Genomic DNA, 23749 nt, shown 5'->3' on the forward strand with positions numbered 1-23749 from the left:
TACTCAAATATAAGGTTTTAATCCCTTTCTTTTTTCATTTTAAAAAAAATAAAAAGACGCTTTTTAGATTAAATGCTTAAAATAATCGATTAAAACCCTATCATTTGTTTCTCTAGGGGTAAAAACTTCTAATATTTGTGGCTGGTCAACATCATTAAAAAAGCTTGTCAATGCATTTTTTAATGTTTGCTGATCATTTGCTTTATGATATTTAAAACCATACATCTTACATAAATGCTCTGCTGTAAGATCATGAGTAGTTTCAAAAAAGCGACTAAAATTGGTTGTATTTTCTTTTCCCGGTAGAATTCTAAAAATTCCACCACCACTATTATTGATTATTATTATTTTAAAATTCTGAGGAATATATCCATTCCATAATGCATTTGTATCATAGAAAAAACTTAAATCTCCAGTTATTAAAACAGTAGGTTTTCTAGAAACCAAAGCAGCTCCTATTGCTGTTGACGTACTACCATCAATTCCGCTAGTTCCTCTATTACAAAAAACAGCTTGTGAATCTTTTAAGCTAAATAACTGTGTATATCGTATTGTTGAACTATTACTCAATTGTAAATCATAGTCTTCTGGTATTTTTTCTAATAGCTCAGAAAAGACTAACATATCAGAATATATTACACTATCGATATATTCTTCATGCTTTTTTCTTCTATGATCTCTAATAGTTAGCCAATACGACTGATAATCACTATCAATAATCTTTTTTGTATCTGGTAAAAAGGTTTTAAAGAAATCATTGGGATGCATTTTTATATGCTCTGTAAGACAAAAATACGTATCAAATGCTTTCTTCTCATCTATATGCCAATGTGCTTTGGGCTGATATGTTCTTAAAAAAGCTTTTATCTTTTTTGAAACTATAAATCCCCCAATAGTCACCAAAATATCTGGTTGCAATGCTTTAAACCCGTCATCGTCTAGAGCTGCTATTAATTGATCTATACAATTAATTATCCTAGGGTGATATATATTAGATGTTGTCTCTGTAAATATTAATACACTTGGATCTTCTAATAAATTTGATATCCAAGTATTATCAATCATTTTAGGAGAATTAACACCTATCATTACAAGCTTGCGAGATGCACTGTTCCACAGCTGATGCATCTCATTCTTTAAATCTTCTGGATATGTGTATAATATTTTTTCTGGCGGTATATTTCTAGGAGTTACCAAAGCCTCTTCTACTTTATCATACAATGGTTCATAAAAAGGTGCATTGATATGCACTGGACCTTTGTATTCTATTGCTGTATTAAGCGCTTTATTAATCTCTCTCTCATTATGTTTTTGAGCTTCTCTTTGTTTTTGAAGTACTTTTTCTTCTTGACTAGTGATTTGTTGCAATACAATTTCTGAATGTAAGTTTGCTGAATACAATATATGATTGTCAAATACATTCTTTTGTCTTATCGTTTGCCCATCTCCTATATCTATACGTTCTATAGGTCTATCTGCACTTATAGCTACCAGTGGTATATCACTATAATATGCTTCTGCTATGGCTGGGTAATAGTTAAGTAAAGCACTTCCTGATGTACAAACCAAAGCTACAGGTTCTTTAAGTTGTTGTGCCATCCCTAGAGCAAAAAAGGCTGCACATCTTTCATCAACTATACTATAACACTCCATATTAGGGTTCTCTGTAAATCCTATAGTAAGCGGAGCGTTACGTGATCCTGGTGAAATTACAATTTTTGAGATTCCCTTGGCTTCACATAAAGCTACTATTGTTTGCGATAATGGAATTTTTGAATAAATATGTTTCCTCATTGAAGCTACGAATTTACAACATCCCAGTGTTTTTTAAAAACGAGCTTAGGCGAAAACCTTTTGTATGGTATTATTATTCTAAAATACTTTTCATTGTTGCAGTTTTTCTAACTGTTTCCTCCCATTCGGCTAATGGATCAGAATCTTTTGTTATTCCACCTCCTACATAAATATGAAGTTTAGATGTATTGTATTGCATACACCTTAAGTTCACAAATAGTTCTGAAGTATTTTTAGTGTTTTTATCTATATTGATTTCGCCCAAAAAACCAGTATAAAAAGCTCTATCGTATCCTTCTTCATTCAAAATAAAGGCTTTTGCTTTTGCTTTAGGATATCCACAAACAGCTGGTGTAGGATGCAGTGCATTAATAATAGCTTTAAACTCTTTATTTTTATTTTTAAAACTTCCTTTAATGTCTGTTTTGATATGAAGTAAAGTTCCTGCTTTATGCGTTTTAGGATGACTTATCTCAAGTTTTTCTACAAACTCTTTTAATCCTTCAACTATAGCTTCTGTAACAACTTCTTGTTCTATTTTTTCTTTGGCTCCCCATAAAACTTCATCAAGTGAAATTCCTTTATCAAGCTGAGTTCCTGCCAATGCCATAGTCTTAAAATTTTCTTCTTCGACTTTAATCAATGTTTCTGGCGTAGCTCCTAACCAAACTCCTGTATTAGGATGGTACCAACAATACACAAAAGCTGTTTTATATCTTTCTTCAAGTTTTTGAAAAAGGTGTATTATCTTTTCTTGATTAGAAATAGTTTCTCTTCTTGAAAGTACAATTTTATCAACGGTACTTTTCTTTATATAATTGATACCATTAGATACTAAGTTTACATGGTTATTTCTAGCTTTTTCATCTATAGCCAAAAGATAATCATCTTGATTTACTTTATGTTTTAAAGTAGCCTTTAAGGATTGTATTTCGAAATAATCTGAAATTGCTTCAGGAATATAAAAAGTGTCTTTTTTATCATCAAAAGGAGCAAAAACAAAACCTGATTCATCAAATTCTCTAACAGTATATGTTTTGTTGTCGTTTTGAACTCTACACTGAATTATTGTAGCTTCTGGTTTTCTGTAAATTACAAAAGGTAGGTTCTTTGCTAACTGTTCCTCTATTTTTATTTGAAGATTTACACTTTCCATTTATTTCTTTTTTGGCAGTGCAATAGTAGTTAATTTAACTATAGATATTAAATTTTCTTCTTCGTCTCTGATTTTAATATCCCATAATTGAGTTGTTCTTCCTTTATGTACTATTTCTGCTTTTGCATAAACATACCCTTCTCGAATACTTTTAACATGATTTGCAGAAATTTCTATACCTCTTATATAAAAATCCTGTGCATTGAGAAATAAAAAAGATGCTGCACTTCCTACACTTTCTGCCAAAGCCACCATAGCACCACCATGTAAAACACCATCTGGTTGATGCACTCTAGAATTTACAGGCATTTTTGCTACTAGATAATCATCTCCTGCTTGACAAAACTCAATTTCTAACGTTTCCATTAATGTGTTTTTACACATTTTTGCACATTGTGCCAATACTTCTTGTTCTGATAATCCCATGCTATTTTTGATTTTATACAATGGTATATTAAAAAAAGAAACTATCCAAAAATTTGGATAGTTCTGCTATAAATTCTTTGATATATTGAATACGATCAAAATTTATATAATTAATAACCAATTTAATTTATATCGTATATATCATGCCATTATTTTAATATTCAAACAGGATCAATAGACGTAATTAAATAATGTTTGCTGCCAAAAGTCAACATATAAACATAGAGTAATAACCATACAATCCCTATAAAAGCGCCTAAATTGATTAGAATTTGAATATGAGTTTGTACTAATAATAAAGCTAATAGTAATGTTACTCCTATAAAAATAAATTTCTCTTGATTGATGATTGGTTTGATATTAAACTCTAGTAATTGTTTTTTGCCTATATAAAATTCTGTTATTTCTGTTTTTAACCAATATACTTCTGCGTAGATTTCATGAATTCCTTCATCTAAATCAATTTCTAATACTCCACCAAAACTTACTGGATATTCTTTTCCATCTAAATATATTGTATAGTCTTCGGAAAAACTTATAAAAGTATCCTTGCGTTTGATTAGTAATTTGGGCATTTGAGAACATTGTTTTTAGGTTTTAAGTGATACAAAATTAGCAAATTACCTCTACGCTTGTTTACGGTTAAACCTCATATTATTAATTGATTAGCAACATATTTTTTACTTTTATTCTATAATCCCTACATCTAACAAGTTGTTATACAAGTATTAAGTACAACTAAAATCATTTTTATTTGTCTATTTAAAATAATAATTATGTACAACTTTTATTTCTATTCTAAATTTTGCTCTTTTTTACTTTTAAACAAAATTCTACATAACTTCATTTTATAGATTCATAAAATCAAAATATATTGCGATTCCATTTTAAGCTCATTATACAATGATTAAACAAGTCCAGTTTACTAGTCAAAATACTTATGATACTCTAAATAATCTTACAGAAAAGACAAAAACTGTATGGCTTGTTTTTCACGGTATAGGATATTTAAGTCGTTATTTTATACGTTTATTTGAAGAATTGAATCCTGAAGAAAATTATATCATTGCTCCTCAAGCGCCTTCAAAATATTATAAAGATGATCGCTATAGAAGAGTTGGCGCTTCATGGTTGACCAAAGAAAATACTTTAATTGATACACAAAATGTATTGAACTATATTGATGCTATTGTAACTACAGAGCAGTTACCTAATCATGTGCGTTTTGTAGTTTTAGGATATTCTCAAGGTGTTAGTATAGCTAGTAGATGGATTTCTAGTAGACAGGTTATTTGTGATGATTTAGTGCTTATTTCTGGTGGTTTTCCAAAAGAATTAACTGCTTCTGACTTTACTTTTTTGGATCAAAAAACTAAGGTTACTCATATTTTGGGAGAAAATGATCCTTTATTTACAAAAGAAGCTATAGCAAATGAAAAAGAACGATTAGTTACCATATTACCACAAATACAATTTAAAACCCATTCTGGTGGACACGAATTAGCTTTTAGCAGTATTAAAAATATTTAATTTAACAACTTCTAACTGGCATTTCTATAGTTACTGTAGTTCCATTACCTATGCTACTTTCTATGGCTAATGTACCGTTTTGACTTTCTATCAAAGCTTTACAAATACTCAATCCTAATCCTGTTCCTTGTTCATTTTCTGTACCAATAGTAGATGTTTTATTTTCATATTCCAGAAGATCACTAAGTATATTTTTGTCAATCCCTATTCCTTGATCTATAACTTTTATACTTACCTCTTCTAATTCTGTTATTGCTTTAACTATAATCTGGGTTCCTCTATTAGAAAATTTAATGGCATTAGATACTAAGTTTCGTAAAACTGTTTGCATCATCTCTTCATCCATACAAAGTTCTAAATGTTCTGGAATATCTGCGATTAGTTCAATCTCTTTGGTCAAGCTACTCTGTTTCATAAAATTAAACACTTCATTAACAACCGTTGACACTTTATGTTTTTCTAATTCTGATGTTTTTGGGTTTGATTGAACTTTTGCCCAATCCATTAAACGATCTAATAATTCTACTCCATTTGTAGCAGATTCTTTAATCATCTCTCTCAACTCTTTCTTCTCCTCTATATTATCTGTAGCATTGATCAAATCTACCAACATAGATAGTTGTGCAAATGGTGTTTTTAAATCATGTGCAATAATTCTGAATAATTGATTCTTTGATTCATTGAGTTTTCTTAATTCATTATTTTGATGACTAATTTTATAATTGGCTGTTCTTAGATCTTTTGTCAACCTTATAAATGTAGTATGTAATACATAAGCCATTCCTCCTGTACCCGTTACCATTATTGCATAAAAAACAAATTTTTCTACTGGATATGACGCATCTACTAAGAAAAAACAAACGACTATAAAGCTTAAATTAGTAATTATAATAATAAGTTTATGTATAGGATGAACTAATACTCCTATAGCAAAGATTAATACCATAAGAATAATCTCTACTTTAAGAAAAAAGGGTTCAAATTGAAAGTCTACTTGATCTACTCTAAACGGTAATGATATCATTAAACTGAAAACAATAGAATATACTGTAATCATAAAAACCTTTGAGGCTTTAATTACTTTTCTATGAAATAAAGTGAGAACAATCAATATCAAACTCATATTGATCAAATCTTTATAGAAAAAAATACTTTGTGGATGTATTCTATATTCTATAAAAGCGTCAATAATAAGTGATGGTATAAAAATTAATAGTATAGGACTTATTAATTTATGAAACCTAATTGATTTTATGTTTTGAGTAGATGTCAACAGCAATGGTCTTACTTTTTAAATTTAACATAATGCAATCTGATTTTAAGATTTAAAGAGTAATGACATTAAATACAATGTTTTATTCTTGGGGCAAAACATTGTTCTTTAATTTCTAGTTCAAATTACAAAAGTTTTTAAGTATTACGGTTTAACCATGTTTATATGTACTGTTTTTATGTATAAATGGTTATTATATATACTTTTTCAACACAAAACAAATACTATTTTGACTGTTTTTTTATTGTAAATAACGTTTTTTAATCACCTCAAAATGATGTTTTTGATGCCCTATCATTATATAACCTGCTGCTCTGGCACTCATATTACTTCCGCTTGCTATCCCTTTTCTGACTAGCATTTCTTGAGAAAAACTTTTAAACATTAAGACTGTTTGCTTCCTGACTGCTTTGTACATTTCTAGTAACTCTTCTTTACTAAAATCTGCTGCATTAGAAGACTGCACATAATCATCTTGCTCAAAACCGGGTAATTCTTTTTGCTCTCCTCTAGAAAAACACAATGCTCGGTATCCAAAAATTCTTTCTGTATCCATGAGATGTAAAATCACCTCTGCTATGGTCCATTTTCCTTCTTTATAGGTAGACGCTAATTGTTCTTCTGTAATACTTTCTAAAAAAGCAATACCTTCTTCTCCATTATTTATTAACCCCTTTACCAATTCTGGAGTTCCTGATAAATCAATATAGTATTGATAATACGTATTATATTCTTCTTTATTTAACATAGTACTTTATAAATTAGGGCAGAATATACAAATTCTACTTCTCGTCATCATTTTATTAACAGTAATTTATTATTCAAATACTTTACTATTTACCATAAAAAAACCCTTTAAGAATATTCTTAAAGGGCTTGATTTTATCTAGAGTAAATTCTATTATAACTCTTGAAAGATAGAATGCATTAATCGTTTTTTATCATTAATACTTTCTTCTAAAGAAATCATTGTTTCTGTACGATAAACACCTTCTATATCATCTAATCTAAAGATGATATCTTTTGCATGATTAGTATCTTTTGCTCTTACTTTACAAAAGATATTGAATTTTCCTGTAGTAATGTGTGCAACAGTTACATACGGAATTTCATTAATACGTTCTAAAACAAATTTAGTTTGAGACGTATTTTGTAGATAAATACCTACATAAGCGATAAATGAATATCCTAATTTCTTATAATCTAGATTCAATGATGATCCTTCGATTATTCCCGCTTCTTCCATTTTTTTTACACGTACGTGAACTGTTCCAGCTGATATCAATAATTTCTTTGCAATATCAGTGAAAGGAGTACGTGTATTTTTAATTAGCATGTCTAAAATTTGGTGGTCGATTTCGTCTAATTTAAACTTCGCCATAGGTGCCTTTCGTTGTTTTTTTGATTATTTCCTTTGCAAAAATAACAGAAAAATATCGTTGAAACGTATTTTTTTTTAATTTTCTAACCTTTCTAATGAGAATAATTCATTATCTAGACGAAATTTTAACAACTCATCACCGCAAACTACCTCTACTATATCGTTATAGTGGCTAATTGCCCTATTTTTGCTATCAATTTCTCGATGTCCAAAAAAATTATCCAATTTTTGAATTTTAACAATTTTAGGGATAAAATGAACTACTTTTCCTACTAATTTCTCGGTATATTGTACAGCAATATCTACTATTTTGTTATTAATTGACACATTTCTTATAATAATATCGTAGAAAAGTTTATCATTTTCTGGAATGTCAAAATAATCTTTATAAAACTCTCCCTTGATCTCATTTTCATCAGAGATATAATGTACTGCAGTAATTAATGCTGTAAAAATATGTTTACGAGTAATCTCTCTATTATAATCTTCTGGAAAATGCCCTGCTTCAAATAATATTGTAGGGATTTTTAAGCTTTCTAAGGTGTCTCCTGTACAATTAATATTAAAACCATCATCGTATCGCCCTATATGATCTTTAATTTCTGTTTGCAATACGTCATTCATCTTTACAATAATCTCCATCGCGATCATTCTACTTGCCGTAATATTACGTTCTTTATCTCCAGCAGGAGATAAAAATGATACTATAGCGCTCTTATTCGCTTTTCCTGCGCTAAAAATCGTTCGTTGACCATGTAAATTAAAGGCAAAATCAGGTTTTATAGTATGTACTAGCTGTTTAAATAGTTTACTTTCTATCTGAGAACAGGCTTGAGCATCTCTATTTAAGTCTATATCATTATAATTAGATCTAGTATAAGCAACAGCTCCATCTGGATTAAGAATAGGTATCATATATAGCGTACATTCTCTTAGAATCTGTTTTATTGTATTATTGTCTTCTTTTAGATAATTAATAAAGTCAAATAAGGCCTTAGTTGTCGTACTCTCATTACCGTGCATTTGAGACCAAAACAGTAATTTCTTTTTCCCGCTTCCTATTTTAATTAGATGTATCGGTCTATTATTTTCAGAAAAACCAAGTTCTTCAATAGTAAAATTACTCGTCAATTTAGTTAGTAAAGGAGTAATATGATCTAAGGTTATATATCTCCCCGAAAGGTCTTTTTCAAGATAGTTTGAATAGTCAATTTTCATAGTCAATTATTAGGTTTACAAAAGTAAACATTAAATACTTTACAATTGTAAACATTGTTTCTATCCTCTTCTGTATCGTTTTGTAAACATTATTCTCGTTTAGTATTTAAGATTATATATTATTGTAAACAAAAGAGTGTTAAAAAGTTACAATTATCACGTTAAATAATTTAAATCATTGTTTTTCAGTTAATTACATGTAGTTATATAAAGTAACAGTTTATAGTAGCGATTCAATAATAAAATTGTTTTACAATTGTAAACACGATATCTCTATTCTTTTTATTACATTTGTATACAACGTTCAACATCATACCTGTATACAATGTTAAACAATGAATTATTTGGAAAAAGATTACAATTGTTAATGGATTATTACGCATTAAGTGCTTCTGCTTTTGCTGATAAATTATCTATAGGTCGCTCTTCTATATCTCATATTCTTTCAGGAAGAAATAAACCTAGTCTAGAGTTTGTTTTAAAAATAGTAGACGTATTTGATGAAGTTGATTTAGATTGGTTACTTTATGGAAAAGGTGCTTTTCCTAAAAAAGAAATACAAAACATACCTTCTACTTCTATTGAACAAAATTCATTTTTAGCTAGACATAAAAGTGCAAAAAACCATCTCTCTTCTTCTTCTAGTTCTTCAGATTTATTTTCTGAAGTAGATCCGCCAGAAAAACAAGAAATCATTGAGAATGTTCATGAGGATAAAATTTTAATTGAAAAAAATACCATTTCAACTTCATCTTCTAAAAAAATCAAACGTATAGTTATTCTCTATCAAGATGGTACTTTTGATAGCTACGAACAATCTTTGTGATTTTTAACTTTAATTCTCATAAATCGCGTATTTATTTTTTTTCTGTATTATATATCAAATACGAGATTTATAATCGTTATATATTTTTTACTTTTTCGTAGCTTTTATTTTCAAATTAAGCTTAATTTCGTTTTGTGTAATTATTATATTTTTTATCAATGCAAAAGCTAATTCTACTGCTTGTTTGTATTACTCTATTTAGTTCATGTTACCAACAAGAACGCAATTGTAAAGATTTTCATACAGGTACATTCGAATTTGAAACTTTATTAAATGGTGAATTAGAAAAGACCGTTTTTATTAGAACAGATTCTATAGAGATTGATCATTATAAAGGTAAATCTGACACCTCTAGTATACGCTGGATTAATGATTGTGAATATATCGTACAAAAGCTTAATCCTAAAAACATGGCAGAAGAAAAAGCTGTACATATGAAAATCTTGACTACTAATAAAGATTCTTATACCTTTGAGTACTCGCTTGTAGGGGCGAACAAAAAACAACGTGGAACCGCAAAAAAAACCAACTAATGTTTGAAATTTTTTCTTCGCCAGACGCATGGATGGCATTACTAACTTTAACCTTTTTAGAAATTGTTTTAGGAATAGACAATATCATTTTTATTTCCATTGCTTCTAGCAAACTTCCAGAAGAACAACAAAAGAAAGCTACAAACATTGGTCTTGCACTGGCTATGATCATGAGGATAGTTTTATTATTTGGTATTTCTTTACTGGTCGCTATGGAAGCTCCTTTCTGGCATTTTAATTTGTCTTGGATTAAAGGTGGTGTAAGCGGTCAAGCTATTATTTTATTTGCAGGTGGAATTTTCTTACTTTATAAAAGTGTTCATGAAATACATCAAAAAGTAGACGAAAAAGGAGAAGAAGAAAAAGAATTGGAATCAAAAAGCTCTTCTTCTTTAACCAATGCCATTATTCAAATCTCTATAATCAATGTTGTTTTCTCATTTGATTCTATATTGACTGCTGTAGGGATGACAAATGGTTTGAGTGCAAACCCTAATGATGCTTTAATTATTATGATTATCGCTGTAGTTTTATCTGTTATCATCATGATGTCCTTTGCTACTCCAGTAGGTCGTTTTGTAAACAAACATCCTTCTGTACAAATTTTAGGTTTGTCATTTTTAATTTTGATAGGTTTTATGCTTATTGCAGAAGCTTCTCACCTATCTCACCTTGTAGTCTTTGGTAATGAAGTAGGGACAATTCCTAAAGGATATCTTTATTTCACTATTGCTTTTTCTCTCTTTATTGAATTTCTTAATTTTAAATTACGTAAGAAAAAAACTATTTAGTAACGTTTTTTCTTAAATCTAGATATATAAAAAGGATATGAATTTTAATTCATATCCTTTTGTTTTATAATTCCTTTAATAGCTTCTCTATAATAGCTGTTTTGTATTTAGGGAATTTTCTTTTTAATTCTTTAAAAGTTTCTTTTGCTTTAGCTATTTCTTCTTCTTTCAAATAAATTAATCCTTTAAACCATAATGCTTTATTCTCATAAAGAGTCTTTTTATCTAATAATTCATCAAGTACCTTAACTCCTTTATCTGTTTTGTTTATTTCGGTATAGCTCATTGCCAAGTACAAATAAACTTCGTAATTATTTGTTACTTCTTTTTCTAAAAAACCTTCAATTTTAGCTATACAATTTTCATATTCTTTGGCAATAAATAATGTTCCTATTTCATTCCATTGATTTTGAGTGTCTCTTTTAATTATTGAAGGTAAATCTTTATTATTATAATATTTTGCATACAAACTTGTTGGTTCTTTCGTTAAATAGTTTACGCTTCCGGCTATTGCTAATATAAGCACTAGTATAGCAGCTACGACTCTCCATAGTTTAAATTTTGGCGATCGAGCTTTTTCTTTATAAAGATTTCGTACTTCTAATAATGATTCTTCTATAGTCTTACCTTCCTCACTATTAAAAAATGCTTTTAATTTTTTATTCTCTTCACTACCCTTATTGCCTACTTTATCTACATAAATCCCTTTTAAATGTAATATTATCTCCCTTTGTAAATTTACTTCTCTTTGGAGTTCATCATCTGCTGCTATTTCTTGTTCAAATGCTCTTTTTTCTTTATCTGTCATTTGATTGCCTAAATACTCTTCAATTTTTAATCTCAATACATCATCCATCATACTATAGTTTTTTATACCTATTATCAGCTTTAATCAATTCTGTTAATTTTTTCTTACACTTAAAAACTCTTTGAAAGGCTACATTTTCTGAGCTATATGAAAACTTTTTTACAATCTCTTCATACGGAACTTTATCAAAATAATCTTTTAATAATTGCTTACAGTTCTCTGAAAGTAAATTGATTTTTTCTTCAAAAAGATCCCATCGTTTTTGATTTTCTATAGCTTCTAATCGTTCCTCATCTTTATCTTTAAGTTCAAAAACCCCATCATTTCTTACCTGCTTTTGCCTTTTATTTAGTTCTTTTAACCATAAGTTCTTGCAAGCCATAAAAATATAAGGCTCTAAAGATGTCCTAATTTCAATCTGTTGTGTTTTTGCTCTAGCAATAATTTGATATAATGCATCATGAAAAACTTCTTCTGCATCTGTTTGTTCGCCGTTATTCTTTTTAACATAATTGATGATTTTTGGTAATAATCTTTCGTAAAGCAATAAAATAAACTCTTTATCCCCTGTAATAAGTTTATTAAGCTCTATAGAAATGCTTTTTTGTTTCATTTTTATAACTTGTAATAGGTAAGATTACTAAAAAAACAGAACTATTAGTAATAAAATATAAATTAAATTACTGTTATAATGAATTTAAAATTTCTATTCATCGTTTTGACTTTTGTTACTTTTCTTGTAGGATGTTCTTCTGATATTGAACCTACAGAAGAGCTTCTAGTATCAACTCAATCGTCACATTTAAAAATTGATGCCGAAAATTTAGATAAATTTGATTCTGATTGGAAAAGATATAATGTGCTTTATCATAGATCTCTATTTCCTAAAGAAATAGAAATTGTTAGGCAAGGTATTTTTGATCAAATTCCTTATTTAGTATTAAGTCCTTTACAACGTAAAGATCCTTATTACGAAATATGGTTAACCCCAATTTGTGGTGGTATAGATGGTTGTCCAGATACAGACTCAGATGTTGAAACAACTGTAGAAGATGATCCCTTAGTAGAATTACTAGATTAATTATCTAAGTATTAACATAGATTTGTGCAGCGATTGATTTGCTTTTTTGACAAAGTTTGTATAAAATAGCATATGTATAATTCTGTGCTGCACATTCTATTTTTTTTATGCTATTCATTTTTATCAATACCTTTTATCTATGCACAAGAACAAGATAGCATTCAGAAAATCTTAAAAAGTAATCTATCAGATGAAAAGAAAATTACTACTATAGATTCTTTATTTAACGAATCTCTTTACTCTCCTGTTACTCACAGAAACTATGCTTACTGGTTATTAAAAAAAGGAGTTTTTGATAAATCTGAGGTTAACTATTTACTAGCGCTTGATTTAGCAAAAAAACACATTCCTACTGATAATTCATTTATCCAAAGAACGCATACTCATTTAGGATATTTTTATTCTAAAAAAAAAGATTATAAAAAGAGTATCACACATTATCAAAAGGTAATTCAAATAGATAGTATTCATAAAAATGCCTTAATTGCATATGAAAAATTAGCCCTTAATTATCATCATCTCCAAGATTATTACAAGGCTATTGATTATTATAACTTCTTTCTTTCAAAAACTACATCTCTTAAAAAAAAGCTACATAATCACCTTAATTTAGCGTCAACTTATCTGAAATTAAAAACTAAAAAAGCTTATGTTAAAGGTATTATTCATGCTAAAAAAGCTGATTCTTTATCTGATTATATCGATATAAAAAAATCCACCATTTACAAAATAAAAATGTGTCTTGGGGCTTTACATAATCAAAATGAAACTTTAGATATTCTTACAGCAAGCACCTATTTTTCTGACGCTTTACAAATAGCTTTAGAGCAAAAAGACTTAAAGAAACAACGAGAAGTTTATTATAGTTTAGGTAACCTCTATAATACTTCTTCAAAGGACATTTCTATCAATTACCTACAAAAAGCATTACATATCACCGATGATCAAGATCAATTTTATAAATACAAAATTTATATCAATCTAGGATTTACATATACTATACATAAGCAATATGAGATAGGTATTACATATACAAAACAAAGTATTGCTTATTTATTAAATCAAACTTTTATACAAAATCCAGAAAAAAACAAACATCTAATATACAATTCACCAAACAAGGAAAATATACTCATTGCGCTAACTCAACTTGCCGAGATATATCTTAAATATTATGAAATAAATCCTCAAAAAGAGTTTCTAAACAATAGTCTAAAATATTTTAATCTAGCAGATTATTGCATTGATTTATTAAAAATGAATAGTCAACATTTTAAATCAAGATTATTTTGGAGAAAACTAAGCACTGACGTCTATGGAAAAGCTATAAGAGCGTGTTATTTGGCATCTAATACAGCTCTTGCATTTCATTTTATGGAAAAGAATAAAAGCTTATTACTCATCGAGGATATTCTCAAACAACGTTATAGTAAAAATACATCTAGGCAAAATCATAACCTCATTGATAGTGCACAATCAATCCAAAATTCTTTAGAAACATTATACTCAAATCGTTTACATAATATGCATCCTAAAGATTCTATATCAAGGATAGATCAAAGCATTCAACAATATGAAGAAGAACTCTCTTCTATTAAAGAAAAACTAAACGTTATACCTCTTCGTCCTCATATAGCTTCTTTATCAAATGTCCAAAAAGACTTAAATGATGATCAAGTCATTGTAGAATACCATATTTCTATTGATGATGGTTATGGTATCTATTCTAATCAAAATAATGGTTATATTTTATTCATTTCTAAAGCGAATACAGCCTTAATAGAGCTAAATAATATACTAGATGTTCAAAAAGATGTTTTAAGGCTTATAACACTACAAAAAAAGGCTTTTACTACTCGGCAAGACGTTCTTAATTATACACAGTTAGCGCATAAATTATATACTATTTTACTACCTAAAAATAGCATCAATAGTGAACATAAAGAACTTATCGTTATACCTGATTCTTTTCTCTCTTTTCTTTCGTTTGATGCTCTCACAACATCTACTGATAAATTATCCTATTTAATTCAACAGAATGAAATTCGCTATTTACAATCTGTTTCTTTTGCCTTAAATACGAAATCTGACATTCAAAATAACACCCAATTATTGAGCATTGCTCCGATTAATTTCTCTCACTCTGGTTTATCTAATTTACAATTTACAGCCGAAGAAATTGCTCAAATAAAAACATCTTACTCTGGAGAGGCTTTAGTAAAATCTCAAGCTACCAAAAATAATTTTATTGATAAGTTACCATATTATGATATTATACATTTAGCCACTCATGCCGATATCTCAAATGATTCTCCGTGGATTGCATTTGAAGACAAAAAAATATATCTAGAAGAGCTTTATGCTCTTAAAAATAATGCTTCATTGGTTGTATTAAGTGCCTGTAATACTTCTCTCGGAACGGCAGAAATAGGAGAAGGTGTAATGAATTTATCTAGAGGTTTCTTTCATTCTGGAACCCAAAGTGTTATTGCTTCTTTATGGAATATTGACGATCTTTCTACGGCTACTATTTTTAATGACTTCTATAAAAACTTGAAAAGTGGAGATACAAAAGCACAAGCATTACGTAAAGCCAAATTAAACTATCTTGACAGCCACAACGATGTTATAGAATTATCTCCTCACTATTGGGCCGCATTTGTATTATTTGGTCATAATGACACTATTGTTTCTCATTCTAATACTCTCAAAATCATTCCATTTTTATTAATCTTATTATTTACTGTTTTTGCTTTTCTATTTATTTCAAAAAAAAATTAAAAAATAGGGTAAGAAAACATTTTTAAAAGAACATAAAGTAGTTAAAGGTTACAAATCAACATGAAGTAACCACAAATATTAAATCTAAAACTATTTATTATGTTAAAGAGTATTTTAAATCTTAAGGAGGTCAACATCATTACAAAAAAAGAACAAACTAGCATTTCTGGAGGAATGATACCTGTAAGTATATGTTGTGATTTTGAATTATCATGTTGTACTCCAAATATATATTATAATGGTCGAAATTGTGAATTTTTATATTCAACAAACGAATGTATTTAAAATACAAAAGAGTCTATTAGCATAAGATGCACTAGTCTGATTTGATTCTTAAATTGAATTGTGTAATTTTTTTACACATGTTTTTATTCTAAAGAAAAGAGTCGTTATTCCTTACCTTTAACGACTCTTTTTGACAATGTTTATTTAATCAAAGTGTATTTTAAATCTTCATTACAATAAAATCTTTTTTAAAACATTGATTTTCAAATATACTAAATCTTTTATTTAATCTATCCTCTTGATCAATTCGCAAAACTATTAAAAAACAAAAAAGAGTAGCTGCATATAATACCTCTACCCTTTTTAAATATTGTTGAAAGTTATTTTAGAATGTTTATTGATCTCCTAAAATAATTGGTAATCCATCTTTTCCAGATCCAACTACAATAACTTTGCTATTATTTGATTTTGCAAGTTCCATAGTTGCTTGAATTCCTTTTTCTTTTAAAATTTTATCAGTTAAAGATGCACTTAAAATTGTATTTGCTTGTGCTTTTCCTTCACTTTCAATCTTTTGACGTTCTGCTTCTTTTTTAGCTTTTTCAAGTCTAAATTCATATTCTAAAGCTTCTTGCTCTTGCTTTAATTTACGCTCAATAGCATCTTTAATTGTAGCTGGTAAGGTTACATCTCTTACTAATATCTCGTTTAATTGTATGTGTTGATTATCAACAATCTTCTTTGTCTCTTCAAAAATTTCTTGCTGAATAGCGTCTCTTTTACTCGAATATAATTGTTCTGGAGTATAACGTCCTACTACACTTCTTGCAGCAGATCTAATCGTAGGTAACAATACTCTATTTACATAATTCTCACCTTTTTGCTGATGTAATAATCCTAAGTTACTGTATTTAGGCTGAAACCATGCTGATGCGTCTAATTTAATTTCTAATCCGTTTGAAGACAGTACTTGCATTTTTTCAAACACTTCTTGTTGTCTTACTTCGTATACAATTACTTTATTCCATGGAGCTACAAGATGAAATCCTTCTCCCAAAGGTGCTTCGTCTGTCACAACTCCACCTCCAAAGGTTTTATATAATACTCCTGCTTCCCCAGATCCTATCGTAATCGTCGATTTAGAAATAAATATAATTCCTAATACAATAACAATTAAAATAGGTAATCCTATTTTAGGTAACTTTTCCATAATAGTTAGTTTTTATTTTTATATCAATCCGTTATATTTCCTCATAAACCACTCTATTGCAAGTAATAATAATAGTATTCCTAATAAATACCTCCAATCAATTAAAGGAGTGATCTCTTCTTTTCTTTTTTGTATTATCTGAAAACGATCATCATTTATTAAATCTTCTATGATATTATCTATTTGGTCTATGTAGAAAACCTTTCCTGTAGTATTAGTAGCAAGTGTTATTAGTTTTGTTACATCTGCATTTAAAAACTGTTGCTCTACATCATAATTAAGTATTGCAAATTTACCACTTTTTGAAATCCTTTCTCCCGCTACTGTTATGGTATAATCATATTCCCCTGGGTTTAGTATACTTAAATCAGATTCGTAATAATTATTTTTAAGTACTAATGGTGCTTCATAAAACTCATTTGTATCTTTATTTTTTACCCTAATATTTAAACTTGCTCTATTATCGAACTCATAATTTTTGGTAAAAAAAGCAGCTTGTAGTTTTATTTCTCCATTATTGTAGTAAAATGATTCTGCAGTAATGTCCAGTCTATTTCGTCTCTTATTTGAAGCTAAATATTGTACTAATTTACCTGTAAACTCGTCAAAAGCTTTAAAATCTTTATTATTTAAATATTCTTGTGCTCTCCATTTCCATATACCTTCTCCAAAAAGAGCTCCAGTACGTATACCCTGATCTTCAATTGTAGTTAATAATGGTGCATTTATTGAAATACCATTGATAGTTTGTGTAAGCAATATATCATGTGTATTGTTTATCTTTAAATTACCAAAAGTTGCAGTTAAAGGAGGGTATGTACTAAATCCCAAATCTTCTATAAGATATGAGTTATAATTAGCATTAAACTGTGGTACATATTCTTCGGTTTGCCTAGATAGTGATCTAGTGAAGTGTGTCTGTACGCTATTTAAAAACCTCCAATCTGTTTGTGTACCGGTGATTGTTAAATAATTCTTTTTTTGTGATTTTATTAAATCAAAAATCGATCTAAAACTTGAATTTGGTTGATACAATAACACCAGTTGATAATCTTCTAATGAAGTAATTTCTGAAGCCTTTTTAATGCTAACTTTTCTACGTTCATTACTTTCTATACTTTTCTTCAATGCTCCTATATCTGGATGTAAAATATCAGTAATAAGTACAATTTCGGTTTTTTGATCAATCACCTCAATTGCAAAGTTCTTAGCATTATTTACAGTATTTTTTTCATCTGTTATAGGTGTTATATTTACATTGTATGTATGTACTCCTGCTGTAATAGCTGGTAATGTAGTATATACTACTTTGGATGTTTCTCCTTCTTTAAAAGTTAAAGAAGTGCTATATACTTTATCTTTACCTTTTTTGATTGTGAATTGCGTAGTAATTTCTCTATCACCATTATAAACAACAATAGTTTCGACAGGAAATTCATTTTTTAAGTAGGCATATTTATTAACATTTAATTGTTGTATTTTTACATCAACAACTTTTGCTGTATCTCCTACTATAATTGGGTATATAGGTTGTTTAATCTTTGTTCCTATATACTGATAATCATTGCCGTAAGTTTGATTCCCATCGGTAACAACAATTACAGGAGCTATTCTATTTTTATAAATTTGGTCAATCGTCTCTATAGCTTCAGTAATATTAGTTTGCTTTCCTTTAAAATTAAGTTCCAAACTATCTGCTATACTATTTGAAAATGAATATGATTGAATATCAAAACGTTCTTCGAGTTCTTTATTTGCTTCGATAGTGTTAACAAACTCATGAACAGCATCCTTCTTTTCTAAGAAATCAATAGACGATGTATTATCTATAGCTAGTGCTAATATAGGTTTTACTGCATAATAACTATGTTGCTTAAACTTAGGGTTTATAAGTAAAAGTAATAAAATAAATATGCTTAAAAAACGTAAAAAAGCAAAGAAAATAAGCTTTTTAGATACTTTCTTTGCTTTATAAATATATTGATATATAGCAATCACCAATGCAATGATTCCTGCTAAAATTGACCATAATAGTGTTGCTATAGACATGCTTTATTTTAGTGAATTAGGTCAACATTCCACCATCAACATTAAGCACTTGACCTGTTACATAAGCACTTAAATCACTTCCTAAGAATACACAAGCATTTGCAATATCTTCTGGTTGCCCACCTCTTTTTAATGGAATTGCATTTCTCCATCCATCAACAACGCTTTCGTCTAGTTTTGCTGTCATTTCTGTTTCAATGAAACCAGGAGCAATCACGTTACTTCTTATGTTACGTGATCCTAATTCAAGAGCTACAGATTTAGAAAAACCAATAATTCCAGCCTTAGAAGCAGCATAATTAGCTTGACCAGCATTACCTTTAACACCAACAACAGAACTCATATTAATGATACTTCCTTTACGTTGCTTAAGCATTGTACGTTGTACAGCTTTGGTCATGTTAAATACACTCTTAAGGTTAACTTCTATAACCTTATCAAAATCTTCTTCACCCATACGCATCAATAAATTATCTTTAGTGATACCAGCATTGTTGATTAAGATATCTATTTGTCCGAATTCTGCTAATACATCTTTTACCAAATCTTGAGCTTGCTCAAAATTAGCAGCATTACTTTGATATCCTTTAGCTTTTACTCCTGTAGCATTTAGCTCTTCTTCTAATGCTTGAGCTGCTTCTACTGAAGAACTATATGTAAATGCAACGTTTGCTCCGTGTTGTGCGAAAACTTGTGCTATACCTTTACCAATACCTCTACTGGCACCAGTAATTATGGCTGTTTTACCTTCTAAGAGTTTCATTCGCTCTATGTTTTTAATTTTGATTTGTAAGCCAAATATAACAAATACTTACTTGGTTAAACAATAAACCCCATGATTTCTCATGGGGCTTATTTTAATATATTGAAAACCTATAACTTATCCTTATAGCTTTACATTCTCGTCATTCTTCTCATAGTTAAATAAGTAATCGATATCCATTTCTTTAACTTCACCTAATTTCTGTAAAGCTTTCATATCAACATCTTTTTTATTTCCTATAACAAGTACATTATAATTTTCTCCTCTAATATTTGCGTTAAAGAATTCTTTTAAATCATTTAACGTCATGTTTTTGATCGTGTTATAGATTTCTTGACGGTTATCATTATCTATACCTCTTTTCTTTAAACGCTCATATGTCCAGAAAATATTAGATTTAGTAATACGTTCTGCTGCGATTTTCTTCAACGTAGCTTCTTTTGCTGCATTAAATTGCTCTTCAGCTTCTGGCATATTAGACATTAAATCCATCATTGCATCTACAGCTTCTGGCATTTTATTAGCCTGTGTTCCTATATATGCATATACATAATTTGACTTATCTTTTTCTGATGCAGTACTATAACTAGAAAAAGCAGAATATGCTAATGATTTTGACTCACGAATTTCTTGGAATACTATCGAAGATAATCCACTACCAAAATACGTATTAAACAAACGAGAAGCTGCCATTTTTGATGGATCAAACTCAGATCCTTTAGCTAAAAATAACATTTCACTCTGTACCATATCATAATCTACAAAGTATACATTACCTCCAGTTTCTTTTTCTACATAAGTAGTTTTCTCTGGATAATCATTTAATGTTTCTGCAACTTTGTAGTTTTTATCTATTGCTGCTACTGCTGCGTCAACATCTTTACCATAATAGAAAATACGTTGTTTAAAATTACGTATCTCTTTAATTTTTGCTACTAATTCTTCTGGGCTAATATCTTTTAATTCTTTAATAGAGTAAATATTACGTAAACGAGAATTTTCTCCATACATTCCGTAATTCATTAATCCATTCCATAAGATATTTCCTTTTTGAGTTTTGCTATCTGCTCTACCCTTAGCAATTTTATCTACATACTTATTATAAGTCTCTTGATCTGCTTTAGCATTTGCTAATAAATGCTCTAATAAAGCTAAACCTTTATCAAGATTTTCTTTTAATCCAGAAATTCCAACATAAGTTCTATCAGCTCCTGTATTTACTGAATAATTAATACCTAACTTATAGAATTCTTTCTTTAAATCTTCTGGAGAATATTTATCAGTCCCTAAATAATCCAAATATCCTGCAGCCAAAGCAACTTTACGATCATGATCTGATCCCATATCAAAAATAATATTCAAATTGAATAGATCATTATTTTCATTTAAGATATATGAAACAGGTAATTTCTGTGCTGTTTCTGTAGTTTTAATAGCTGTTTTATAATCAACATACTTTGGTTGAAGTGCTGGAGATTCTGTTTTAGTAAAGGCTTCGATAAATTTAGATTTTTTATCTCTATTAAGTTCTACTGGTGTAATTCCAGGGTTTTCTACCTTAGTAATGCTTTTATCTTCACCTTTAATCTTATGCACTTCTACATAATTATTTGAATAATGTTTATTAGCAAAGTCAATTACTTGTTGCTTCGTTACATTCTTCATTTTATCAAGTATCTTTAATCTATCATTCCAATCTTGGAAATGTACAAAAGCATCTAAATAAGAATAAGCTACATCTGAAGCTCTTTCAAACTCTCTAATTCTATTAAGTTTCATGTCATTTACAACTGCATCTATCAACCAGTCTTCAAACTCTCCTTTTTTAATCTTCTCTACTTGAGCTAATAAAAGTTCTCTTACCTCATCTAGTGATTGATCTGCTTTAGGCATTCCATACATTAAATGGAATCCATAATCATTATCAAAATTTGTAAATGATCCAGCTGCCTGTACTAATTGTTTTTGGTTTAGATTTAAATCGATTAATCCTGCACTAGAATTTGCTAAGATATAATCGATAAGAGTTACCATCACTTCTTCTTCAGACCCAATCCCATCTGTTCTAAATGCCACATAGATAGACTCTGCTGTAGGACCATAAACTTCTTTTTTGATAGGTTGTGTAATTGGTGCCTCTTTTGGTCTAGTAGGATGTGCTACTTCTTTAGATTTATATCCACCAAAAGCTTCATTTACCTTTTTGATTGTATTATCAAAATCTAAGTCTCCTACTAAGATTACAGCCATATTATTAGGCACATAATATTTATCAAAATACTCATGAATCGCTACTAAAGAAGGATTTTTTAAGTGTTCTGCTTTACCTATAGTACTTTGTGTACCATATGGGTGTGTAGGGAATAACCCTTCAAGAACAGCAAAATATTGTTTACGACCATCGTTATCTTGCCCTCTATTAAACTCTTCAAATACAGCTTCTATCTCTGTATGGAATAATCGTAACACTAATTGACTAAAACGTTCACTTTCTAACGTTAACCATTTATCTAGTTCGTTTGAAGGAATTTTATTTACATATACTGTTTGTTCGTTAGAAGTAAAAGCATTTGTACCTTCTGCTCCTAATGAACTAACCATCTTGTCGTACTCGTTTGAAATAGAAATCTTTGATGCTTCTTGAGAAACTTCATCAATTTTCTTGTAGATTTCTTTTTTCTTTTCTGGATCACTTTCAGCTTTATGCTTCTCGTATAAATCAGAAATTTCCTTTAATAACACTTGTTCTTTTGCAAAGTCTTGAGTACCTATCTCATCTGTACCTTTAAAAACCATGTGTTCAAGGTAGTGCGCTAATCCTGTATTATCTGCTGGGTCATAAGTAGAACCTGCTCTTACTGCTACAAGAGTCTGAATCTTTGGTTCTTCTTCATTTTTACCCAAATATACCTTAAGACCGTTGTCTAAAGTATATAATCTTAACCCTGTAGGATCATTTTTAACAGTTTCATACTTAAATCCTGATGCATCTGTATGTTGTTCTACAATTAATGCATTTTCATCAGAATTAGTTTGTTCTGTTTTTGTGTCTTTACAATTTACCAAGGCAGCACCTATAGTAAACAAAAACACAGAATTACGTAATTTCATGAATGGTTTTAGTTTTGTTAAACTTTCTATTTACTTAATTTATAAGACTGTAATGTTAATATTACTGTTACAATCATACAGTTTTTTTTAATAAATTTAGTTATTCAAATAAATTTTAACGTAAATAATAACATTTTATCGATTATTCGTATTTTATTATCCTATTCATATTCTTGATCTCAAATACAACATCATAAATTTGAAAAAAGCAAAATATTATATTAATTAAACAACAATTCTTATGTTACAAGCAAAGTATAAAGACGTATTAGACCTAGGTAAAGAACTTGAAATCAAGAATGGAGATGTTCAAGAAGAAAACGGTGTATTAAAAGTAAGTGGTACTGCAAAAACTCAATATGAAAAAAATATTCTTTGGGATAAAATAAAAGAAATTGGAGGAGAATCACCTGCTGATATCCAAGCCGATATTAAAGTTGAAGATGCTTCTGTTTTTCATAGACATACTGTAAAAAGTGGTGAATCTTTAAGTAAAATAGCTAAACATTATTATGGAGATGCTATGAAGTATAAAGAGATTTTTTCTGCCAATACTGATATTCTAAAAAACCCTGATTTAATTCATCCTGATCAAGTTTTAGTAATTCCTAATTTATAAAAAATAGTAAGAAAAAGACTACTTTAATAATTATTAAAAAGTCTATTATTCTTATTTTATCGAAATAAAATAGCACTTTAAAGTGTTAAAATTGATTTTTAGAGTCAAAATCTTAAGAAATAAACTCAATTTCTTTGATTTTGACTCTTTTTTTGTTGTGGTTTTTCCTTAATA

At 28.9% G+C, this 23749-nt stretch carries 22 protein-coding genes; 8 read left to right on the forward strand and 14 right to left on the reverse strand.

From position 1 onward, the window contains the following. Window positions 1-63 precede the first annotated feature (63 nt). From menD to ACYEKI_RS01450, 4 genes are all read right to left on the reverse strand, one after another. Window positions 64-1794: a 2-succinyl-5-enolpyruvyl-6-hydroxy-3-cyclohexene-1-carboxylic-acid synthase gene (menD, locus tag ACYEKI_RS01435; protein ID WP_459209367.1), complete on the reverse strand. Its 1731-nt coding sequence runs from the start codon at window positions 1792-1794 to the stop codon at window positions 64-66. Between the two features lie 73 nt (window positions 1795-1867). Further along, window positions 1868-2950 (reverse strand): isochorismate synthase, encoded by a 1083-nt coding sequence (locus ACYEKI_RS01440; protein WP_459209368.1) that lies wholly within the window; start codon window positions 2948-2950, stop codon window positions 1868-1870. Continuing rightward, window positions 2951-3376, reverse strand: a complete 426-nt coding sequence (locus tag ACYEKI_RS01445; protein WP_459209369.1) for a PaaI family thioesterase — start codon at window positions 3374-3376, stop codon at window positions 2951-2953. Window positions 3377-3537: 161 nt separating this feature from the next. Continuing rightward, entirely contained in the window at window positions 3538-3951 is a 414-nt protein-coding gene (locus ACYEKI_RS01450) for a hypothetical protein (RefSeq protein WP_459209370.1), read from the reverse strand. Window positions 3952-4279: 328 nt separating this feature from the next. Between ACYEKI_RS01450 and ACYEKI_RS01455 the strand changes: the two genes are divergently transcribed. After that, a complete protein-coding gene (locus ACYEKI_RS01455) occupies window positions 4280-4906 on the forward strand; it encodes an alpha/beta hydrolase (protein WP_459209371.1) in 627 nt (208 codons plus the stop codon). Window position 4907: 1 nt separating this feature from the next. Here ACYEKI_RS01455 and ACYEKI_RS01460 read toward each other — a convergent pair whose 3' ends face one another. The 4 genes from ACYEKI_RS01460 to ACYEKI_RS01475 form a co-directional block, all read right to left on the reverse strand. Then, a complete protein-coding gene (locus tag ACYEKI_RS01460; protein ID WP_459209372.1) occupies window positions 4908-6029 on the reverse strand; it encodes a sensor histidine kinase in 1122 nt (373 codons plus the stop codon). 391 nt (window positions 6030-6420) lie between these two features. After that, the gene (locus ACYEKI_RS01465) at window positions 6421-6927 is read right to left on the reverse strand and encodes a DinB family protein (protein ID WP_459209373.1); all 507 of its coding nucleotides are present in this window, start codon (window positions 6925-6927) and stop codon (window positions 6421-6423) included. 153 nt (window positions 6928-7080) lie between these two features. After that, the gene (locus ACYEKI_RS01470; protein ID WP_459209374.1) at window positions 7081-7560 is read right to left on the reverse strand and encodes an Lrp/AsnC family transcriptional regulator; all 480 of its coding nucleotides are present in this window, start codon (window positions 7558-7560) and stop codon (window positions 7081-7083) included. A gap of 75 nt (window positions 7561-7635) precedes the next feature. Further along, window positions 7636-8778, reverse strand: coding sequence for a M14 family zinc carboxypeptidase (locus ACYEKI_RS01475; RefSeq protein ID WP_459209375.1), 1143 nt, complete (start codon window positions 8776-8778; stop codon window positions 7636-7638). 325 nt (window positions 8779-9103) lie between these two features. Here ACYEKI_RS01475 and ACYEKI_RS01480 point away from each other — a divergent pair, with 325 nt between their 5' ends. From ACYEKI_RS01480 to ACYEKI_RS01490, 3 genes are all read left to right on the forward strand, one after another. Next, window positions 9104-9604: a helix-turn-helix domain-containing protein gene (locus ACYEKI_RS01480; protein WP_459209376.1), complete on the forward strand. Its 501-nt coding sequence runs from the start codon at window positions 9104-9106 to the stop codon at window positions 9602-9604. A gap of 158 nt (window positions 9605-9762) precedes the next feature. Beyond that, a complete protein-coding gene (locus ACYEKI_RS01485) occupies window positions 9763-10137 on the forward strand; it encodes a DNA topoisomerase IV (RefSeq protein WP_459209377.1) in 375 nt (124 codons plus the stop codon). After that, window positions 10137-10928: a TerC family protein gene (locus tag ACYEKI_RS01490; RefSeq protein WP_459209378.1), complete on the forward strand. Its 792-nt coding sequence runs from the start codon at window positions 10137-10139 to the stop codon at window positions 10926-10928. Before ACYEKI_RS01485 ends, ACYEKI_RS01490 begins: the two co-directional genes overlap by 1 nt. Window positions 10929-10992: 64 nt before the next feature. On the opposite strand, the gene ACYEKI_RS01495 is transcribed toward ACYEKI_RS01490, so the two are convergent. Next, on the reverse strand, window positions 10993-11787 hold the full coding sequence (locus ACYEKI_RS01495; RefSeq protein WP_459209379.1) for a tetratricopeptide repeat protein: 795 nt from the start codon (window positions 11785-11787) through the stop codon (window positions 10993-10995). 1 nt (window position 11788) lies between these two features. Continuing rightward, a complete protein-coding gene (locus ACYEKI_RS01500; protein ID WP_459209380.1) occupies window positions 11789-12349 on the reverse strand; it encodes an RNA polymerase sigma factor in 561 nt (186 codons plus the stop codon). Window positions 12350-12427: 78 nt separating this feature from the next. Here ACYEKI_RS01500 and ACYEKI_RS01505 point away from each other — a divergent pair, with 78 nt between their 5' ends. The 3 genes from ACYEKI_RS01505 (at window position 12428) to ACYEKI_RS01515 (ending at window position 15883) form a co-directional block, all read left to right on the forward strand. Then, window positions 12428-12817: a hypothetical protein gene (locus ACYEKI_RS01505; protein ID WP_459209381.1), complete on the forward strand. Its 390-nt coding sequence runs from the start codon at window positions 12428-12430 to the stop codon at window positions 12815-12817. An 84-nt stretch (window positions 12818-12901) separates the two neighbouring features. Next, window positions 12902-15598 (forward strand): CHAT domain-containing protein, encoded by a 2697-nt coding sequence (locus tag ACYEKI_RS01510; RefSeq protein ID WP_459209382.1) that lies wholly within the window; start codon window positions 12902-12904, stop codon window positions 15596-15598. Between the two features lie 99 nt (window positions 15599-15697). Then, window positions 15698-15883, forward strand: a complete 186-nt coding sequence (locus tag ACYEKI_RS01515; protein ID WP_459209383.1) for a hypothetical protein — start codon at window positions 15698-15700, stop codon at window positions 15881-15883. Between the two features lie 334 nt (window positions 15884-16217). Here ACYEKI_RS01515 and ACYEKI_RS01520 read toward each other — a convergent pair whose 3' ends face one another. The 4 genes from ACYEKI_RS01520 to ACYEKI_RS01535 all read right to left on the reverse strand — a co-directional run bounded on the left by ACYEKI_RS01520 (window position 16218) and on the right by ACYEKI_RS01535 (window position 22956). Next, the gene (locus ACYEKI_RS01520; protein ID WP_459209384.1) at window positions 16218-17033 is read right to left on the reverse strand and encodes a prohibitin family protein; all 816 of its coding nucleotides are present in this window, start codon (window positions 17031-17033) and stop codon (window positions 16218-16220) included. 18 nt (window positions 17034-17051) lie between these two features. Then, window positions 17052-19082 carry a VWA domain-containing protein gene (locus ACYEKI_RS01525; RefSeq protein WP_459209385.1) on the reverse strand — a complete coding sequence of 677 codons (2031 nt, stop codon included), beginning with the start codon at window positions 19080-19082 and terminating at the stop codon, window positions 17052-17054. 16 nt (window positions 19083-19098) lie between these two features. Next, a complete protein-coding gene (fabG, locus tag ACYEKI_RS01530) occupies window positions 19099-19845 on the reverse strand; it encodes a 3-oxoacyl-[acyl-carrier-protein] reductase (protein WP_459209386.1) in 747 nt (248 codons plus the stop codon). A gap of 123 nt (window positions 19846-19968) precedes the next feature. Further along, a complete protein-coding gene (locus ACYEKI_RS01535; protein WP_459209387.1) occupies window positions 19969-22956 on the reverse strand; it encodes a M16 family metallopeptidase in 2988 nt (995 codons plus the stop codon). A 241-nt stretch (window positions 22957-23197) separates the two neighbouring features. On the opposite strand from ACYEKI_RS01535, the gene ACYEKI_RS01540 reads away from it, so the two are divergent. Further along, entirely contained in the window at window positions 23198-23575 is a 378-nt protein-coding gene (locus ACYEKI_RS01540; protein WP_459209388.1) for a LysM peptidoglycan-binding domain-containing protein, read from the forward strand. The last annotated feature ends 174 nt before the right edge of the window (window positions 23576-23749 follow it).

It is taken from the genome of Aquimarina rhabdastrellae, assembly GCA_947387485.1.
Lineage (GTDB): Bacteria > Bacteroidota > Bacteroidia > Flavobacteriales > Flavobacteriaceae > Aquimarina.

Coding starts and splice junctions, on each gene's coding strand:
- menD (WP_459209367.1), bottom strand. CDS start 1,794: ATGAGGAAACATATTTATTCAAAAATTCCATTATCGCAAACAATAGTA.
- ACYEKI_RS01440 (WP_459209368.1), bottom strand. CDS start 2,950: ATGGAAAGTGTAAATCTTCAAATAAAAATAGAGGAACAGTTAGCAAAG.
- ACYEKI_RS01445 (WP_459209369.1), bottom strand. CDS start 3,376: ATGGGATTATCAGAACAAGAAGTATTGGCACAATGTGCAAAAATGTGT.
- ACYEKI_RS01450 (WP_459209370.1), bottom strand. CDS start 3,951: ATGCCCAAATTACTAATCAAACGCAAGGATACTTTTATAAGTTTTTCC.
- ACYEKI_RS01455 (WP_459209371.1), top strand. CDS start 4,280: ATGATTAAACAAGTCCAGTTTACTAGTCAAAATACTTATGATACTCTA.
- ACYEKI_RS01460 (WP_459209372.1), bottom strand. CDS start 6,029: ATGAGTTTGATATTGATTGTTCTCACTTTATTTCATAGAAAAGTAATT.
- ACYEKI_RS01465 (WP_459209373.1), bottom strand. CDS start 6,927: ATGTTAAATAAAGAAGAATATAATACGTATTATCAATACTATATTGAT.
- ACYEKI_RS01470 (WP_459209374.1), bottom strand. CDS start 7,560: ATGGCGAAGTTTAAATTAGACGAAATCGACCACCAAATTTTAGACATG.
- ACYEKI_RS01475 (WP_459209375.1), bottom strand. CDS start 8,778: ATGAAAATTGACTATTCAAACTATCTTGAAAAAGACCTTTCGGGGAGA.
- ACYEKI_RS01480 (WP_459209376.1), top strand. CDS start 9,104: ATGTTAAACAATGAATTATTTGGAAAAAGATTACAATTGTTAATGGAT.
- ACYEKI_RS01485 (WP_459209377.1), top strand. CDS start 9,763: ATGCAAAAGCTAATTCTACTGCTTGTTTGTATTACTCTATTTAGTTCA.
- ACYEKI_RS01490 (WP_459209378.1), top strand. CDS start 10,137: ATGTTTGAAATTTTTTCTTCGCCAGACGCATGGATGGCATTACTAACT.
- ACYEKI_RS01495 (WP_459209379.1), bottom strand. CDS start 11,787: ATGATGGATGATGTATTGAGATTAAAAATTGAAGAGTATTTAGGCAAT.
- ACYEKI_RS01500 (WP_459209380.1), bottom strand. CDS start 12,349: ATGAAACAAAAAAGCATTTCTATAGAGCTTAATAAACTTATTACAGGG.
- ACYEKI_RS01505 (WP_459209381.1), top strand. CDS start 12,428: ATGAATTTAAAATTTCTATTCATCGTTTTGACTTTTGTTACTTTTCTT.
- ACYEKI_RS01515 (WP_459209383.1), top strand. CDS start 15,698: ATGTTAAAGAGTATTTTAAATCTTAAGGAGGTCAACATCATTACAAAA.
- ACYEKI_RS01520 (WP_459209384.1), bottom strand. CDS start 17,033: ATGGAAAAGTTACCTAAAATAGGATTACCTATTTTAATTGTTATTGTA.
- ACYEKI_RS01525 (WP_459209385.1), bottom strand. CDS start 19,082: ATGTCTATAGCAACACTATTATGGTCAATTTTAGCAGGAATCATTGCA.
- fabG (WP_459209386.1), bottom strand. CDS start 19,845: ATGAAACTCTTAGAAGGTAAAACAGCCATAATTACTGGTGCCAGTAGA.
- ACYEKI_RS01535 (WP_459209387.1), bottom strand. CDS start 22,956: ATGAAATTACGTAATTCTGTGTTTTTGTTTACTATAGGTGCTGCCTTG.
- ACYEKI_RS01540 (WP_459209388.1), top strand. CDS start 23,198: ATGTTACAAGCAAAGTATAAAGACGTATTAGACCTAGGTAAAGAACTT.